This window comes from Brevibacillus panacihumi, assembly GCF_003710985.1.
Lineage (GTDB): Bacteria > Bacillota > Bacilli > Brevibacillales > Brevibacillaceae > Brevibacillus > Brevibacillus panacihumi.
Genome location: NZ_RHHT01000045.1, coordinates 70,537 through 87,626, shown reverse-complemented (window position 1 = coordinate 87,626; position 17,090 = coordinate 70,537). Strand labels below are relative to the sequence as shown.

Here is a 17,090-nt window from a genome sequence, read left to right as displayed (position 1 = left end):
CTCGGATGAACAAATACCTTTTCGCTGAAATGACATGGCCTGAAATCCAGCAGGTCATCCGCGAGGAGCGGGTAGCGGTGGTCCCGGTCGCGATGATCGAGGAGCACGGCCATCATCTTCCCGTGGATACGGATCTCGTGCTCGCCAATGAAGTGTGTGTGCGCGCTGCGCAAAAAAGCCCTGCGGACATGGTCGTAATTCCCCCGATCAATCATGGCTATGCGCCGCATCAGATGGATTTTCCCGGAGTCATCTCGATATCATCCGCTACCTTCATCAGCTACGTCACCGATGTATGCCGCAGTCTCGCGCATCAAGGCTTCAAGCGCATTCTCCTGCTCAATGGACACGGTAGCAACGTCTCCTTGCTGCAGGTAGTAGCCCGTCAAACGATCCTGGAATACCCTGAGGTGATGTGCGCTTCGATCTCTCATTGGGATTTGCAGCCGCTGATCGAGATGGCGGAGGAGATCCGGGAATCCGAGAATCCGGGCGGGATGAACCATGCCTGTGAGCTGGAGACCTCCATGTATCTGGCTATCAAAGAAGACCTTGTGCAAATGGACAAAGCAGTCCGCGATCTGGACAAATTCAAGAACTCCAAGTATTTTTGGCTGGACCTGGTCGGAAAAGGCGAAGGGCGTCCCGTCGTCATGATGCCATACTGGAGCGCGATCTCTGAAACGGGAACGTTGGGAGACCCGACTGTAGCCACGCGGGAAAAAGGGGAGAAGCTGCTTGCGGCTGCCGTCGATGGCCTGGTGGAGTTCATCCAGATTTTCAAGGAGAGAGAGCATCATCCAAGAGTGAATCATCATCAATTGTAATGAAAAAACGAATCTTTGCTATTCCTTTTCCCGTACGATTGCAGTACGGGATTTTATTTTTCAGAATGCTTGGGCCCACCACCACTTTCCTCATTGCAATTATTGCGTCGCGGGAGTAAGGTAGGAGGGTAGGAATCATTTGCGAACGATAAGAAAAAGGTTGTCTAACGGGAGGGCTGCATGAACGATCAATTGACGCATTTTAATGAACAAAACCGGGCTAAAATGGTCGACGTCTCCGATAAGGATGTCACCAAGCGCGAAGCCGTCGCGTACAGCCGCATGGTGATGGAAAAAGAAACGCTGGCACGCATCCGGGAGGGACGGGTTGCCAAAGGGGATGTGCTGGCGGTCGCTCAAGTTGCTGGTGTCATGGCAGCCAAAAAAACGTGGGAGATCATCCCGATGTGCCATCCGCTGCCGCTGACTGGCATTGATATTCGCTTTTCTTTTGCGGATGAACAGACATTGGAGATCGAAGCTGCTGTCAAGACGACCGGAAAAACGGGTGTCGAGATGGAGGCGCTCACAGCAGCGAGTGTAGCTGCATTGACGGTGTACGATATGTGCAAGGCGATGGACAAAGCCATGGTGATCGAATCGACCGGCCTTTTGCGCAAAACCGGAGGGAAGAGCGGAGATTTCACACGAGAGGACAATTCAAAATGATAGAAAAATGGAAGTCCTATCCGGGCAGCATTCGTCTTCTGGCGATTGCTGCTGTTATTTCTTCTACTGGCATGGCTTGTATCTGGCCTTTGGTCACGATCTATATCCACGACCATTTGGGTAAGCCGTTGACGGTGGCGGGCTTTTTGCTGCTGCTGAACCAAGGGGCTTTTTTGGTTGGAAGCGTATTGGGCGGAATGATGTTCGACCGCTGGGGAAAGCTGCGCACGATGGTCATCGCATCGATCGGGATCATTACCGTGTCAGCGGGTCTGGGGATGACCCAGGATTTTACCATGTACACGATATTATTGTTATTGAACGGACTTTTTTACGGCATGTTGTCGCCGGTAATTAATGCACTGGCGGTCGTCTTGTGGCCGCAGGGTGGGCGAAAGGGCATCAATATGATCTACGTGGCGCAAAATGCCGGAGTCGCGGCCGGGGCGGCATTAGGGGGGCTTTTAGCCAGTATCTCCTTTGCCTGGACTTTCTTCGGGAACGCCATCACGCAAACCGCAGCTTTGCTGCTTTTCGTATGCATTTTGCCGCGGTATCTTAAAGACAGTCAGAGCATGCCATTTGCCGTCGCAGAAGAGCCGCAGGCAGCGGGTACGCCAACGTCCATTCCTGCAGCTCCCGCGATGTCGCGCCAGTTCGTCTGGACCGCGCTTCTTCTGCTCTGCGCAGGGCTTCTGATTAGCTGGATCGTATATGTGCAATGGACGACGGTTTTGTCCAGCTACATGCAATCATTAGGTATTTCCTTGCGCCAGTACAGCTTCTTGTGGACGCTCAATGGCGGATTGATTCTGTTCGGACAGCCGCTGATTTCCTGGGTGATCCGCCGCTTTGCCAAAACACTGATCTCCCAGATGCTGCTCGGCGCATACGTATTTGCGCTCTCCATGCTGATCCTTACGCAGACGACAGCCTATGCGGGCTTTTTCGCAGCGATGTTCATCATGACGCTGGGCGAAATGCTGATGTGGCCTGCTGTTCCGACCGTAGCAGCACAATTTACCCCCGCAGGCCAGGAAGGGTTTATTCAGGGACTGGTGACGGGGACCGGCTCCGCCGGAAGGATGCTCGGACCGCTTCTGGGCGCCTTTCTTTTCCAGGAGTACGATGCGCAGGGATTGCTTTACATCATGACGGGTCTGGCGCTGGTTTCCGTGGGATTCTTTGCGCTCCACCACCAGTTCGTAAAGCGCGGCAAAAAGCCGTTATCGCCTACACCTCTCGCAGGCAAAATGTAGGCAGGAGGGCCAAGCAAATTCTTGACACACGCAAATCGCTCAAGTAGTATGAAGAAGATTCAAAACATGATATTCCGCGTGTTTTACTGCCATATTAGAGGTGGAGGGACTGACCCGAAGAAGCCCCACAGCTTCCTAAGCTGTGCCCATTCTTGACTTGAAAGTGAGTACACCCCTTTTTCTGTATGGAAAGAGGGGTTTTTTATTCCAAGGAGCGAAAGGATCTGAAGAGAGATGCGCATCCAACCTGCCGACATGATCGATCGGTTGCCGACACAGTTTTTTGCCACGCTGGTAGCGAAGGTAAACAAAGTGATCGCTGCCGGACATGACGTAATCAACCTGGGACAAGGAAATCCCGATTTGCCGACACCGCCGCATATTATTGAAGAAATGCAGGCACAGGCAAGCAATCCGCTGCATCACAAATACCCGCCGTTCAGCGGACGTCTGGAACTGAAGCAAGCCGTGGCGCAATGGTACAAAAACGAATTCGACGTCGATCTCGATCCCGAAGAGGAGGTAGCGATTCTCTTCGGCAGCAAAACGGGTTTGGTGGAAATCTGCCAGGTGCTGATGAACCCGGGGGATGTCGCGCTGGTTCCCGATCCCGGTTATCCGGATTACTGGTCCGGTGTAGCGGTAGTGGACGGTCGCATGGTGATGATGCCGCTGAAGGCAGAAAATCAGTTTTTGCCTGACTACAGCCAATTGAAGCAAGCGGACCTGGATCGCGCCAAGCTGATGTTTTTGAACTACCCGAACAATCCGACGGCAGTCAATGCGTCGATCGAATTTTATGAAGAAACCATTCGCTTTGCCAAAAAGCATGAGATCGTCGTCTGCCATGATTTTGCCTACGGAGCGATCAGCTACGACGGCAAAAAACCAGTCAGCTTCATGCAGCTCCCCGGAGCCAAGGAAGTGGGTGTGGAGTTCTACACGCTCTCCAAAACCTACAATATGGCGGGCTGGCGCGTAGGAGCGATGGTGGGCAATCGTGAGCTGGTACGTCTGATCAATCTGATTCAGGACCATTATTTTGTCAGCATGTTCGGGGCTGTCCAGATGGCAGCAGCCCGCGCCATGACCGATTCCCAGCAATGCGTGCGCGACCTGGTAGCCGTCTATGAGGGACGACGCAACGCGCTGTTTTCCAATCTGCACCGCATTGGCTGGCAAGCCCAGCCGTCGCAAGGATCGTTCTTTGCCTGGCTGCCAGTACCTGCCGGCTATACCTCGGAATCCTTTTCCGACCTGCTGCTGGAAAAAGCGCATGTCGTCGTCGCTCCGGGCATCGGCTTCGGCCCTACCGGAGAAGGCTACGTACGGGCTGCCCTCTTGTCCGATGAACAGCGTCTGGCAGAAGCGGTATCGCGGATCGAGCGTCTGGGATTGTTTGCGAAGGGGAAGTAAACGGAGATTAGAAATCATTATCATAAGGCAAGCACCGGTTTTCCGGTGCTTTTTTGTACTTTCAGAAAGTGTAACTCCTACTTTGTTGTTCTGTCGTGATATAGAAATAGAGTCATTACATTTAATAGGATAGTACCAATCAGAAGAACGGCTGTAGCGAACGCCACGGCGTCCGTCGTATCCATCAGAGCAGCCCAGTCCTCAATCGTCACCAGATGATTGTGATAGAAAATTTGGAAACTTAGTGAAATCGCACAAGCGCCGAAGCTCATCATGGAGAGAATGCCCCAATTTTGATGGCCATGCTTTTTATTTCGCATAAGATTTACAGTAGGAAGGATCCAAGCGATGAGACCAAGAACAAGGCTGCCTAGATTAAGCAAACCATACATAGCTTTACTCCTTTCATGGAAAATATGTACAATACTATGAATGGTTACGCTCTTAAAAAGGAATGCGTTACATCAGAAAACCATCAGGCTAAACCGGTTTTATCGGTACACATATTTCACAAAAATCATTCTTTAGCATGTCGCCACTGTATTTTTCTAAAATCGGTTTGCCGTCAATCTGAAATCCCATGTTGTGTATGGCTGGGAAAATTTCAGTCCATGCTCGTTGTACATCTTCTGCTGTATGTTTGATGGTAAAAATAACATAAACTCCGCCTTGTAGTTCACTTTCGCAGACGAGATCATCTATCTGTTCATCATTCCTGATGGCAATGCAAGCGTCATATCTACATTTCTCAGGAAGGGTTGTTTGCGGATTATCTTGCGGTATTCCGAATAAAATAGCTGATTCGGTAAGCAGTCCTTTCTCCATCGCCCATTTTTTTAGTTTTTGCATCGCCTGCAGATTGGCAGGACCATAAGGACCATATTGTCGTACATACGCAATACGATAGTTCGGGAGAGTTTCGACTCTTGTTTCCATAACGTGAATCTTCCTTTCAAATGGTTATTTTCCGCAATTTGGATGCTATCATGATATAAAAAATAATTCATTCATTTTTTTTAGAAATAAATGGATAATTTCCAAGTTCATCAGACGGGTAACGTTATGAGGAGGTGCTGACATAAAGGATGAACTGATCAAACTCATTCTAGAGGGAGATTTCCAAAAAGCTAAGGAACATGTGCGAGGGATGGACGAAGATACAGTTAGGGGCATTCTTTACAAGGTGGGGTATGATGAAAAAAGTTTTTGTGCCTACACGTTTGTTGTCTCTTTACTTCTGGACGAGGAAACCCCCGATTTGCACTACCTTGCCTCCGAACTGTTGAACATTTGCTTCTGTCATTATGAAGGCGGCTATGAATCCTCTCTCTTTCATGCGAGGAAAGCCGTTGAACTGGCACCAAACAATGTGGAGCTTCTGGAATACCTTTTGTTGTTTCGGGAGTTGCCGGGGAGGTACATCGGACAAGAGGAAGCGAATGAGGTAAGAGAAAAAATCAATATATTAAAACAACGTTGAAGTAAAAAAGATCCCATCGACTGAGGAGATGAGAAAATGAAACATGATGAACTATTCATGACCTACATAAACGGAGCCAATCAGCCTTTTCAGGGCTGGGATTTCTCCTGGATCACAGGGACGGGACGCCTTCACAGCGAGCCTTTGTCCTGGTCGTACGGGAGCATGGCAATAGCGCAGATTCAGAAAGCGAACTCCTTGCTGGATATGGGAACAGGCGGGGGAGAGTTTCTGTCCATGCTAAGACCCTTCCCAGCGAAGACGGCTGCAACGGAGGGGTATCTGCCCAATATCCCGGTTGCAAAAGAGCGTTTGGAGCCTCTGGGGGTGCAAGTATTACAGGTCGAAGATGACGACAGACTGCCTTTTGAAGACGGACAATTCGAACTGATCCTGAATAAGCATGAGTCTTTTTCGGCAAAAGAAGTGCGCCGGATCATCGCCGAGCGGGGCATATTCCTGACCCAGCAAGTAGGCGGCGAGGATTGCAGCCAGCTCAATGAAAAATTAGGTCTGCCGCTCCCGACAGACTTTACCGAGTGGAAGCTGGAGACGGCAGTCCGACAATTGGAGGAAAACGGATTCCGTATCCTGTGCTCCAAAGAGGAATACCCGACCCAGCGCTTCTACGATGTGGGAGCCCTCATCTACTACTTACGCGCAATCCCTTGGCAAGCCCCAGACTTTGACGTGGAGCGGCAGATGGAGGCACTGTACCGGATCCATCAGGAAATGCAATCCAAGGGTTATCTCGCAATCCGCCAGCACCGCTTTTTGATTTTGGCAGAAGCGATTTAGTGTCTATGCAAATAGCTCCAGGAATTGTCCTGGGGCTTTTTTCTTTTAACCCCTACGGAGATCAGGAGTGCTGGTCGAGGAAAAGGGGAAAAAAGCGAAGGCATTTGGGATCTTAACCAAGCCGGAACGGAAAAGGCGGAACACGTTTTTAGCGGACAACCTTGAATCACTTCTTTGAAATCAGCTGCTTTTGGCCGCGGTTCCGCCTTTGGAGTGGGAGGCGGCCAGGATGACCCACAGTGAAGATCCCAACCCGCCTGGAGCGTTTTCCCCTTTTCCTCCCTGGCCACCACAGCCTGCCGACCGCCAACCAAACAAGCCCGGATTTATGCCCTCCAGCTTTTTCTAATAGCCATCTACCCACTAGCCGCATATACTAAATGAAAAAAGGAGACAATAAAAATCATTCTCAACGTTGACAGATAATGATTTTCATTATACGATGATGTTGTTGCGAATGATAATGAGTCTCACATTCATCTACATAGCAGGAGGATGCCATGCGCTATCAGATAAACGGTTACACAGACATGTATACAGTGATCGCCAACGAGCGAAAAGTAGGCGGAGCTATTGAAGCTGGCTCGATTCGGCTGCGCACAGGTGAAATCTATACCAACGCCGTTCTCACTCGTCTGGAAATGTCCGGTACGCATTTTTGCTCCGTCGGCTTTGTCACAGAAGAAGGCAAGAGACTGATCGTTCACGTCGATGATATCAGTATGATTGCAGACGCCCGACACGTCGATGTCTGGGAGCTCCAAAATGATCTTATGCGCGAGGAAAAAACAGCTGAGCGCCTCAAGCGTTTGAAGCGGCTTTGCGAATTGAATGAAGGAAGCTGTACACTGACCTTCCAGGAAGAGGCTACTCAATTGGCGCAGGACATCGGACTGGAAACAGCCCGGGCGCATGTCGATCTGGATTTCCTCCCAGCGCAGGAAAAAACACGTGTGGTACGCATCGCCTAGCCCTATAGTTGAAAAATACGAACCCCTTTCCGAGCGAAAGGGGTTTTCTTGTAGGCAAAAAACCGTGAATGTTTCGACATAGCTAAAACCTATCCCCCGATAGCCAGTGAAGATTGGACTTTAGAGTACGTCAGTGATAAAACAATAATAAGTAAAATCTAGGGGGAACCGAACATGGAGTATTTATTTTCAAAATCTACTGAAGCTTTATCATCTTCGGTTGTCCGGGAAATCTTGAAGCTGACCCAAGGAAGTCGGGTTTTGTCCTTGGCTGGCGGTTTGCCGGCAGCAGATTCTTTTCCGATCGCTGAGATGCGGGAAGCCTTCGACGGTGCTTTTAATTTAGGCGCGACTGCGCTTCAATACGGTTTGACAGATGGTTATATTCCGCTTCGCCAATGGATCGCGGAACGCATGAAGCAAAAACATATCCACGTTGGAGTGGACAATATGTTGGTCACCACCGGCTCCCAGCAGGCCGTCGACTTGCTCAGCCGTGTATATTTGGACGAAGGCGACGTCGTGCTGGTAGAAAATCCGACTTACCTGGCTGCGATCCAATTGTTCCATTTCCGCGGTATTCAGGTCATTCCGGTGGAAGCAGATGAAGACGGAATGGATCTGGATGATCTCGCGAAAAAAATTGCCCAGTACAAACCAAAAATGGCTTATGTCATTCCTACTTTCGCCAACCCGACCGGGAAGGTATGGAGTATGGAACGCCGCTTGGGACTCTTGCGCCAATGCAAGGAAAACAATATTCTCATCCTCGAGGACGATCCGTATGGCGAGATCCAATTTGATGGAGAGGCGCCGTATCGTTCCATTTTCTCACTGGATGAACATCCGACGAACTGCTGTGTGGTCTACACCAGCACGTTCTCCAAGATCGTGGCTCCAGGCCTTCGCACAGGCTGGGCACTCGGAGACGAGCGCGTCATCCAGATGATGGTCAAGGCAAAGCAAGCCGTAGACCTGCAGTCCAGCACCATCGACCAGATCGCTTTGCACCAACTGCTCGCCAATTTTGATCTGGAGAGTCACATCGCAAAAATCCGCGCTTCGTACAAAGAGCGGATGGAGTGGATGAACGAACTGCTGCTTCGCCAGCAGTGGGAAGGGTTTAGCTGGCAGAAGCCAAGAGGAGGCATGTTCCTCTGGGCTACCCTGCCTGAGCATGTCGTGTCGGCAGACCTGCTGAAGATCGCGGTCGAGGAAGGGGTAGCGTTCGTTCCGGGCGAAGCCTTCTATGCAGCTGATACCAAGACGAACAACATGCGTCTGAACTACACATTGCTCAACCAAGAGGATACAGAGCTGGCGATTTCTCGTCTGGGGAAAGCGCTGGAGCGTTACAGCAAAGTAACCGTGTAAGGGATAGAAGATACGTGAAGTGGGGACGTCCCAAAGGCCATCAGCATGGCCGAGGGATGTTCCCTTTTGTGTGGTGCCGCGTGTTCCCGAGAAGGATTGGTTGTCAAGAAGGAAAAAGCATGATAAAATATGCTTACTTTTACAAGGGAGCTGAAGTGGATAATGTTGACTTTTTCTTGCTAAGAAATAAAACAAAAAAGCGATGTATTTCGCATGTTTTATTTTTCGTATGCAAGAAAGTTACGTTATCTTCTCCGCTCAAACGATATCCAGGTCCAGCCCCGTGACGGGGTGGATTTTCTGTATGCATTTGAGCTGCAAGAAAGGTAACTTTCTTGTGGCTTTTATTTTTTCGCATACAGGAGGGATTCTTATATGTCAATGATCAATGTAACAAACCTTACGTTTGCCTATGATGGCAGCTTTGATAACATATTTGAAAATGTCAATCTTCGACTTGATACGGATTGGAAACTGGGCTTTACAGGTAGAAACGGCAGAGGGAAAACAACCTTTCTTCAATTATTGCTTGGCAACTATGAATACAGCGGAAGCATTTCGGCGTCTGTCAGCTTTGATTATTTTCCGTTTCCCGTCAAAGACAAGAAAAGAAGCACGCTTGAAGTGATCAATGATCGGGTGCCAGAAGAATATCACTGGCAGGTCATGCGTGAGCTTTCATTGCTGCAGGTGTCGGAGGATGTTTTGGACCGGCCTTTTGAGACATTGTCCAACGGGGAGCAGACAAAAGTGCTGCTGGCTGCTTTGTTTCTTCAGGATAATCGTTTTTTGCTGATTGATGAACCGACGAATCATTTGGATCGAGAGGCCAGACAAATTGTCAGCGAGTATCTCAATTCCAAAAGCGGGTTTATTCTGGTATCACACGACAGAGCCTTTCTCGACAACTGTGTGGATCATATCCTCTCGATCAATAAGACTGACATAGAGGTTCAAAAGGGGAACTTCTCCGACTGGTGGGAGAACAAAAATAGACGGGATCAGTATGAGCTCGCAGAGAACGAAAGATTGAAAAAGGATATCAAACGCTTATCGGATGCCGCGAAACGAACCAACAACTGGTCGCATGAAGTGGAAAAAACAAAGAATGGGACCAGAAATTCCGGCTCCAAGGTAGATAAAGGGTATGTCGGCCACAAGGCAGCGAAGATGATGAAGCGTTCGAAATCCATCGAGCAAAGACAGCAATCCGCCATCGAGGAGAAGGCAAATCTACTGAAGAATATCGAGAGCGCCGACAGCTTGAAACTATCCCAGCTTGTTTATCATAAAAGACAGCTTGCTGAGCTGGAACACATCTCGATTCATTACGGGGAGAAAAGGGTCTGCTCAGATATCAGCTTTACAATTGAGCAAGGGGATCGAATTGCTCTCTCCGGGAAAAATGGTTCAGGAAAATCAAGCATCATCAAACTCATCCTGGGAGAGGAGATTGATCATACGGGTACCCTGAGAAAAGGGAGTCAGTTGAAAATATCATACGTTTCACAGGACACTTCCTATTTGCAGGGCAATCTGAAGGACTTTGCCAGGAGCCATGGAATCGATGAAAGCTTGTTTAAATCGATTTTGAGGAAGCTTGATTTTTCCAGGGTCCAATTTGAAAAGGATATATCTTCGTACAGCGCTGGCCAAAAGAAGAAAGTGCTGATCGCCAAAAGTCTTTGTGAGAAGGTTCATTTGCACATTTGGGATGAGCCGTTGAACTACATCGATATTTTCTCTCGCATTCAAATCGAGGAGCTGCTGCTTGAACATGCGCCCACGATCCTTTTTGTGGAGCATGACAGTGAGTTTTGCGACAAGATTGCCACGAAAAGAATAGAACTGTGATGCGGCAGACAGCCGTCCCGCAAGTCTCGAACAGGACTGCGGGACGGCTTTTTTTCCAGGTCATTCACGATAAGCTTTGAGCGCGATCACGGCATTATGGCCGCCAAAGCCAAAAGAGTTGGACAACCCGATGTTCAATTCCGCCTCGCGGGCTTCATTTGGCACATAGTCCAAGTCGCATGCCGGATCATTCGTTTCCAGATTGATCGTAGGAGGAATGATATTTTGCTGCAGGCTCTTCACCAAAGCGATGGCTTCCACAGCGCTGGCAGCACCCAGCAGATGCCCGGTCATCGACTTGTTGGCAGTAATCGGGATGCGGTATGCATCATCTCCGAACAGGCGCTTAATCGCCATGGTTTCCGATCTGTCTCCGATTTCAGTGCTGGTCGCATGGGCGCTGATCACATCCACCTCCGAAGGGTGAATTCCGGCTTCCGAGATCGCCATTTTCATCGCCTGGTAGGCACCGATGCCTTCTGGGTGAGTCGCCACCATATGGTAGGCATCCGAGCTCGCTCCATAGCCGATCACTTCCGCATAGATGCGAGCGTTGCGACGCAGGGCATGCGTAAGGGATTCCAGAACCAGAATGCCTGCTCCTTCCGCCATGACGAACCCATCGCGGTCGGCATCAAAAGGGCGGCTGGCTTTGGTCGGCTCATCGTTGCGGGTCGACAAGGCAGTAGCATTGCCGAAGCTTGCCAAGGAGATCTCGGTAACAGCAGCTTCCGATCCTCCCGCGAAGATGATGTCCGCACCGCCTGCACGAATGAGTCTGAACGCTTCGCCAATCGAGGTATTGCCGATGGAACAAGCGGTAACCGGGGACAGTGTCGGACCCATCGCACCGAAAGTGATGCTGATCAATGCAGCGGCCATATTGGAGATCATCATCGGCACCAAAAACGGGCTTACCCGCTCAGGACCGCGATCTCGCAGCATCGCATCCTGCTCGAGCAATGTCTGTATGCCGCCGACACCAGAGCCGACGTAAATTCCCAGACGCTCCCGGTCTACCTCCTCCAGAGAAATACGCGAATCTTCCAGGGCTTGCTTGGCGGCTGCCAAGGCAAACTGGCAAAAACGATCCATGCGCCGCGCTTCTTTTCGCCCCAAAAGAGCATCTGCATCAAAGTCGCGAACCAATCCCGCTATTTTCGATTTCTGTCTAGACACATCGAAGGTATCGATCCTCGAGATTCCGGATGCTCCTTGGACCAAACCACTCCAAAAGCTCTCTACTGCATTCCCGAGCGGCGAGATAACGCCCATTCCCGTAATGACGACACGTTCCATAATCATGAACCCCTCCCTGAACGATAGGAATTGATATCAGTATCGTGTCATGTTCTTTATCCTATTACAAGTTATAGATTATCCTAGTATAATGAGTACCAGGATAACGTTGTGAGGGATTGATGACATGGAACGGCAGACGAGACTACAGGCTTTATCTGCTTTTTTAAAAGCAAAACGGGCCAGCATTTTACCGGAATCGATCGGGCTTGCACCAGGCACTCGCAGAAGAACACCGGGCCTGCGCAGAGAAGAGGTCGCCCAATTGGCCGGGGTCAGCACGACTTGGTATACGTGGCTCGAACAGGGACGAGACATCAGAATGTCCACATCGGTTCTCGATCAAATCGCGAATGCGCTGCAATTGACGATCGACGAGCGAAAGTATTTGTACGCTTTGGCCCTGGAAGCGGGCTCGGGAGCAATCGTACAGAAGGAAGAACCGCCGGAAATCAGCCCGTCTTTGCAAAAAATATTGGACGAGCTGCGTTTTTGCCCGACCATTATCACCGACAGGCGATTTTTTATCGTCGGCTGGAATGAGGCGGCCGCGCACGTCTTTTTGGATTTTGAGCAAATCCCGGTCGAGCAGCGCAATATGATTCGGCTGTTATTCACCAGAAAAGAACTTCAGCGATTGGCGGTGAACTGGGAGCATTTTACCAGAGGGTATCTTGCCATTCTCCGGGTGTATTACGGGCAGTACGTGGAGGATGAATGGTATGATCGGTTTCTCGGGGAAATGAAGAGCGTGCATCCTGATTTCGAGGCGCTTTGGGAGCAAAGCGAGGTAAAAACCGCCCCCGAGGTCTTGATCGAGTTCCGGCATGCGAAGGCGGGGAAGATGCTGTTTCATCTGACATCTCTGCAGGTGCATGGCGATTCGGATCTGCGCTGCAGCATTTACACGCCTGCTGCGGATTCCACCACAGAAAACAAGCTGAAAAAATTGCTGGAGCGAAAATAGTCAGCCGCCGCAGATTTCTTTACGCAAAGCAAAAGGCGTATCCGTTGGAGCGAAATGCTCTTTGGGATACGCCATTTTTTCTGCTTGTTCGCTTATTCTTCGGTGTCTTCCAGCGTGCAAATTGCGCTTGGACGCTTGATGCGCAGCACGACGCACTCGTAGACACGGAACAGGCTGTTCATCTGCTCATCCCCGAGGAAGGAGGTATCGAAATCCTCGGCAATCGCCAGATCCAGATTGTGACGGCCAGTCGCCACCAGGACACCGGAGCGTCCTTTGATGGTCGGAGATTGGTACACGCCGTCGGTCACCAGATTGCGCACATGCTCGATTTCCAGCACGTTGGTTCCCTTGTGGACGCGGTGCAGAAGGGCGTACAGCTCAGGAGAGACGACCAGGGCATAGGGACCGCTGTGGCCCATTTTCAACAGCTTGTTGCGGGCTTCCACTACGTCTGCGAAAGCATTGCCCGATTCCATCCAGTCGCTTTTCAGATGGGTAAGGCGGCCTTTGACATTCATCAGGCCAGGCAGGTCGAATTCGGCTGCGCCATTGAAGATGAGATCGTCTTCCATCAAGGCTCCGCCTGCTGCTGCGTTGGCCGCGGCACTCATGTCCAGCGGCATCCCGAGCGTGCGTGCTTGCGCCACATCGCGCCAGTACAGCATGAAGTCTTTGTACAGGATCGGGATGGTCATGCTGACGCGCTTGCTCGGTTGTGTCATTTCCAGAGATTCGCCGCGCAGGGAAAGACCGCCAAAGCGGGACTCCTCATAGACGTCATTGGTGATCGTCTGGATGCCTTCACCCAGCGGGCCGTAAATATCGATAAAACGGCGTCCCACGAGCTGGCGGCGAGCCATGTCGACGACTGTTTCGTCCAGTTGCTTCCACTCGTCTTGCGTCAGGGGAGAGTCAGGGTATTTACGGAGTTTGTCCATTGTATTACCTCCATGATAGAACGGCTTTTTCGTTCTTTATTTTCCTTTCAAACTTCCTACCGTCAGCCCTTTTTTGGCGGGAGCAGGGCTTGTCTCATGCTTGATGACGGATGCGACCCCTTTTGGCAGAGCAGCAGAGGCCTTGAGGTGATCTACGGCATGGATGTCATGACCCTCATCATGATCGGTCAGAGCCGGGTGGGATACATCCGAAAAGCGCTCGCTCAAGCTGGCCATGATATCCTTGACGCGCAGGTAGTCCTCATGGGTGGTCGCGCGCATCCCGTCCAGGTCCAGACGCGTCTCTTCGTCGCGGAACTCATAGAGGGCCAGCTCCAGATGCTCCCGGAAGTTATGCAGTCCAAAGCGTTCCAGATTGATATCGGAGAGCAGCCGGGACAGTTCGCGGTCGCTTAGCTGTTCGGCTTTTTCTGCCGTGAGGGATTGCAGATAGGGAATCAATTCCTTCAAGCGATCCTCGCGCTGCTCTTCCTCCTCCAATATATGGTGATAGTACAAGCGGGTGTGCTCATCCTGCGCAGCGTCAATAATCGGCTGAATCAGGCTCATGAAGCGGTGGATATATCCTTGGGTCCGATCAAAAATGGCGTGTAGTTGCGAAAGCTCTTGCACGACGCCACCTCCTCGCAAAATGATCTATTTCCTCATTATACCTTTCACAAAAAGCCCCCGGCAACCACTATGTAGGACGTTCACGCGTTCGCCCTAGTTTTCGATTTTTCCAAAAAACTTATGACGGAGAGTATTGTCAAAGCTAATTGGGAATGATAATATTTATCAATAAGAGTGATACTCATTATCAATTAAAAAGACGCTTGGCTACATACATGAATCTGCAGAACATTTTTTAAGGAGGCTTATGACATGTCATCCATTTTGGTAATCGGCGGAGATCGCCTGGGGAATATTATCGAACTGTTGGAAGGGAAAGGTTTTCAGGAGATTCATCACGTGACGGGAAGAAAAAACTCGCAGACGGGAGTAAAAATCCCGACCGGTGTTCAATTGATTCTCGTGCTGACGGATTTCGTCAACCACAACCTGGCCAAGACTGTGAAGAGCCAGGCCAAGGATCGCAAGCTGCCGATTCTGTTCTGCAAGCGCTCCTGCTCGGATATTGCCAAAGCCTTTCAGCGGACTGCTTAAATACACAGCGTTTTAGGTGGGCAGACTAGACGTGAATTGATCTCTTAACGGGGGAGTGCCGCGTGAACCAAGAGCGTCTAGGCGATTTGCCGATTGCCCAACTGACCGCTGACCAATTGAGACAGCTTCAGGAGACAGAACGTGAATTGAATAATCAAGACGGCAAGGATGTCATCCTGATTGCCTTTGAGAAACAAGCCCCGTCCCAATAGACGGGGTTTTTCTCTTTGGTTCCTCAGTGAAACATGTATTGATCCAACTGCTGCTTCAAGGCGTCTATCCCGATCGCAAAGCCGAGACATTGGCTGGATTGAATGATGAAAGCATTGAGCCCCACCACTTCGCCGTTCAGATTGATTAACGGTCCTCCACTGTTGCCGGGGTTAATCGCTGCGTCTGTCTGAAAGATCTCCTCGTACATCCGCTTGGCGACTTGCAAGCGCCGATTCTTTGCGCTGATAATCCCCGCCGTGACCGAATTTTCCAACCCTAATGGAGAACCGCATGCCCACGTAGAGAAAAAAAGAACCAAGCTATTCTTCCACAAACAGGATCTGACGAACGCTGGCACCGCGCTTGTTTCCTGGACCAAAAGCCGGAGATGCCTCCACCTCCAGCCGCTGGATCAGGCTGGTTGCGAGCTGTCTGCGTTCTTCGCGCGTAGATTCGGACCAGATCTTGTTCCATGTAAGGGACTGCTGTTCATCCCGTTCCTCTTCATGCCGCATCTGTGGGAGGGATGGCAGCTTTTCCTTTTCTGCCAATTGCTTTTGCCCCAGATCCTGCAGCTTCCTCTGCAATTCTGCCAGTGTGAGGACACCGGCTTCATAGGCCTCCTCCCAGCGTCTGCGCCGTTCTTCCCATTTTGCAGAGGACGCGGGTGAAGGTGCAGGAAAAGACGACCGAGTATTGGCATCACGGCAAATATTCCGCCAAAAAGCGTGTGACTCGGGTGGACTCTCTTGCAGGTTTTGAAGCAGGGCTTGCTCCAGCCGATCCTCCCGAATGGGGGTGGCGTTGCACAGACCTTTTCCTTTGTTGCTGCAGCTGTAATACGTATGGCTGTGCTGGCTTCCGTTTTTTCCCTTGCTATGTGTGGTTTTTCCGCGCATCTCGGCATGACAGCGGGCACAGAAGAGGATGCCGGAAAAGAGAAAAGAGGAGCCGAGCACGCGCGGATGTCGGGAGCCGCGGGCAGCCATGCGCTGCTGGACACGCTGGAAAGTCGGTTCATCGATGATGGCGGGATGGACGGCTTCTTCCAACAAATAATCACCCTGCTCCCTTTGTCGGCGCAGTTGGGGAGCGGAATGGGCGTAGTTCCAGCGCAAGGCTCCATAGTAGACAGGGTTTTTCAAGAGCCGCAGGACCGCGCTGGCACTCCAGCAGGCACCGTTTTTGCCGCGCGCTCCCCGCAGATTCACTTCTTCCGCGATCTGACGAGGGGAATGTCCCTGGGCGTATCGCTCGAACATGAGCCGCACATGGCAGGCTTCGTCGTGTTGGATCTGCAATTGCCCATCCTGCAAGGCATACCCGTAGGGTGGGGGACCGCCGGGCCTTTTTCGCTCGCGGACCATCTGCCCCATCCCCATTTTGACGCGCTCCGCCAGATTTTCCCTCTCCCATTGGGCCAAGGCGGCCACCAGCGTGATAAACAGTCGCCCGATGGCAGTCGTCGTATCGTAGACCTCCGTGCAGCTTTTAAAATGGACTCCGTGGACGTCGAACGTCTGCAGCAATTGGTACAGGTCCAGCACGGAACGGGTCAAACGGTCCAGCCGGTAGACAAGCACGACATCCATCTTGTTCTGGCGCACATCGTCCAGAAGGCGAGTCAGCTCGGGACGCTGGAGATCCTTGGCGCTGACGCCTTCATCGGTGTAAAAATCGGCCAGCTCCCAGCCCTGGGAGTGGAGGTAAGCCAGCAAACGTTCTCGTTGGGCCGCGATGGAGAAGCCTTCCCTTACCTGATCTTCCGTACTGACGCGGATGTACACTGCCGCTCGCAAAGTCTCAGCCTCCCGTCATCTCAGGATGCTAGAGTCTACAGTGAAGCAGGGGAGCT

At 51.0% G+C, this 17,090-nt stretch carries 19 protein-coding genes; 12 read left to right on the top strand and 7 right to left on the bottom strand.

The window, feature by feature from the left end; translation table 11 throughout:
- The first annotated feature begins 5 nt into the window (after positions 1 to 5).
- The 4 genes from EDM58_RS18630 to EDM58_RS18615 all read left to right on the top strand — a co-directional run bounded on the left by EDM58_RS18630 (position 6) and on the right by EDM58_RS18615 (position 4,171).
- Positions 6 to 827 carry a creatininase family protein gene (locus EDM58_RS18630; protein ID WP_122914653.1) on the top strand — a complete coding sequence of 274 codons (822 nt, stop codon included), beginning with the start codon at positions 6 to 8 and terminating at the stop codon, positions 825 to 827.
- 180 nt (positions 828 to 1,007) lie between these two features.
- Positions 1,008 to 1,496, top strand: a complete 489-nt coding sequence (moaC, locus tag EDM58_RS18625; protein WP_122914652.1) for a cyclic pyranopterin monophosphate synthase MoaC — start codon at positions 1,008 to 1,010, stop codon at positions 1,494 to 1,496.
- Complete coding sequence (locus EDM58_RS18620) at positions 1,493 to 2,755, top strand: MFS transporter (protein WP_122914651.1); 1,263 nt, start codon at positions 1,493 to 1,495, stop codon at positions 2,753 to 2,755. Before moaC ends, EDM58_RS18620 begins: the two co-directional genes overlap by 4 nt.
- Positions 2,756 to 2,989: 234 nt before the next feature.
- On the top strand, positions 2,990 to 4,171 hold the full coding sequence (locus EDM58_RS18615) for a pyridoxal phosphate-dependent aminotransferase (protein WP_122914650.1): 1,182 nt from the start codon (positions 2,990 to 2,992) through the stop codon (positions 4,169 to 4,171).
- Positions 4,172 to 4,248: 77 nt separating this feature from the next.
- Here the strand turns inward: EDM58_RS18615 and EDM58_RS18610 are convergent, their stop codons facing one another.
- Together EDM58_RS18610 and EDM58_RS18605 are read right to left on the bottom strand one after the other, a co-directional pair.
- Positions 4,249 to 4,563: a hypothetical protein gene (locus tag EDM58_RS18610; protein WP_122914649.1), complete on the bottom strand. Its 315-nt coding sequence runs from the start codon at positions 4,561 to 4,563 to the stop codon at positions 4,249 to 4,251.
- Between the two features lie 88 nt (positions 4,564 to 4,651).
- Complete coding sequence (locus EDM58_RS18605; protein ID WP_122914648.1) at positions 4,652 to 5,107, bottom strand: AraC family transcriptional regulator; 456 nt, start codon at positions 5,105 to 5,107, stop codon at positions 4,652 to 4,654.
- Positions 5,108 to 5,318: 211 nt separating this feature from the next.
- Between EDM58_RS18605 and EDM58_RS18600 the strand changes: the two genes are divergently transcribed.
- The 5 genes from EDM58_RS18600 to EDM58_RS18580 all read left to right on the top strand — a co-directional run bounded on the left by EDM58_RS18600 (position 5,319) and on the right by EDM58_RS18580 (position 10,648).
- Positions 5,319 to 5,651 (top strand): hypothetical protein, encoded by a 333-nt coding sequence (locus EDM58_RS18600; RefSeq protein ID WP_122914647.1) that lies wholly within the window; start codon positions 5,319 to 5,321, stop codon positions 5,649 to 5,651.
- A gap of 36 nt (positions 5,652 to 5,687) precedes the next feature.
- The gene (locus EDM58_RS18595; protein WP_122914646.1) at positions 5,688 to 6,449 is read left to right on the top strand and encodes a methyltransferase domain-containing protein; all 762 of its coding nucleotides are present in this window, start codon (positions 5,688 to 5,690) and stop codon (positions 6,447 to 6,449) included.
- A gap of 500 nt (positions 6,450 to 6,949) precedes the next feature.
- Positions 6,950 to 7,420 carry a hypothetical protein gene (locus tag EDM58_RS18590; protein WP_122914645.1) on the top strand — a complete coding sequence of 157 codons (471 nt, stop codon included), beginning with the start codon at positions 6,950 to 6,952 and terminating at the stop codon, positions 7,418 to 7,420.
- 174 nt (positions 7,421 to 7,594) lie between these two features.
- A complete protein-coding gene (locus tag EDM58_RS18585) occupies positions 7,595 to 8,794 on the top strand; it encodes an aminotransferase-like domain-containing protein (RefSeq protein WP_122914644.1) in 1,200 nt (399 codons plus the stop codon).
- 375 nt (positions 8,795 to 9,169) lie between these two features.
- Positions 9,170 to 10,648 (top strand): Lsa family ABC-F type ribosomal protection protein, encoded by a 1,479-nt coding sequence (locus tag EDM58_RS18580; protein ID WP_122914643.1) that lies wholly within the window; start codon positions 9,170 to 9,172, stop codon positions 10,646 to 10,648.
- A 60-nt stretch (positions 10,649 to 10,708) separates the two neighbouring features.
- Here the strand turns inward: EDM58_RS18580 and fabF are convergent, their stop codons facing one another.
- Positions 10,709 to 11,947 carry a beta-ketoacyl-ACP synthase II gene (fabF, locus tag EDM58_RS18575; protein WP_122914678.1) on the bottom strand — a complete coding sequence of 413 codons (1,239 nt, stop codon included), beginning with the start codon at positions 11,945 to 11,947 and terminating at the stop codon, positions 10,709 to 10,711.
- Positions 11,948 to 12,074: 127 nt separating this feature from the next.
- Here fabF and EDM58_RS18570 point away from each other — a divergent pair, with 127 nt between their 5' ends.
- A complete protein-coding gene (locus EDM58_RS18570) occupies positions 12,075 to 12,914 on the top strand; it encodes a helix-turn-helix transcriptional regulator (protein ID WP_122914642.1) in 840 nt (279 codons plus the stop codon).
- Between the two features lie 92 nt (positions 12,915 to 13,006).
- Here the strand turns inward: EDM58_RS18570 and EDM58_RS18565 are convergent, their stop codons facing one another.
- On the bottom strand, positions 13,007 to 13,855 hold the full coding sequence (locus EDM58_RS18565; RefSeq protein ID WP_122914641.1) for a family 1 encapsulin nanocompartment shell protein: 849 nt from the start codon (positions 13,853 to 13,855) through the stop codon (positions 13,007 to 13,009).
- Between the two features lie 36 nt (positions 13,856 to 13,891).
- A complete protein-coding gene (locus EDM58_RS18560; protein ID WP_122914640.1) occupies positions 13,892 to 14,488 on the bottom strand; it encodes an IMEF encapsulin system ferritin-like cargo protein in 597 nt (198 codons plus the stop codon).
- A 252-nt stretch (positions 14,489 to 14,740) separates the two neighbouring features.
- Between EDM58_RS18560 and EDM58_RS18555 the strand changes: the two genes are divergently transcribed.
- Positions 14,741 to 15,022 (top strand): DUF2325 domain-containing protein, encoded by a 282-nt coding sequence (locus EDM58_RS18555; RefSeq protein ID WP_023557770.1) that lies wholly within the window; start codon positions 14,741 to 14,743, stop codon positions 15,020 to 15,022.
- Positions 15,023 to 15,084: 62 nt separating this feature from the next.
- The gene (locus tag EDM58_RS25820; RefSeq protein ID WP_183187557.1) at positions 15,085 to 15,234 is read left to right on the top strand and encodes a hypothetical protein; all 150 of its coding nucleotides are present in this window, start codon (positions 15,085 to 15,087) and stop codon (positions 15,232 to 15,234) included.
- 23 nt (positions 15,235 to 15,257) lie between these two features.
- Here the strand turns inward: EDM58_RS25820 and EDM58_RS26415 are convergent, their stop codons facing one another.
- Both EDM58_RS26415 and EDM58_RS18545 read right to left on the bottom strand, forming a co-directional pair.
- Positions 15,258 to 15,554, bottom strand: coding sequence for a S1C family serine protease (locus EDM58_RS26415; RefSeq protein WP_122914639.1), 297 nt, complete (start codon positions 15,552 to 15,554; stop codon positions 15,258 to 15,260).
- 1 nt (position 15,555) lies between these two features.
- Entirely contained in the window at positions 15,556 to 17,034 is a 1,479-nt protein-coding gene (locus tag EDM58_RS18545) for a recombinase family protein (protein WP_122914638.1), read from the bottom strand.
- Between the last annotated feature and the right edge of the window lie 56 nt (positions 17,035 to 17,090).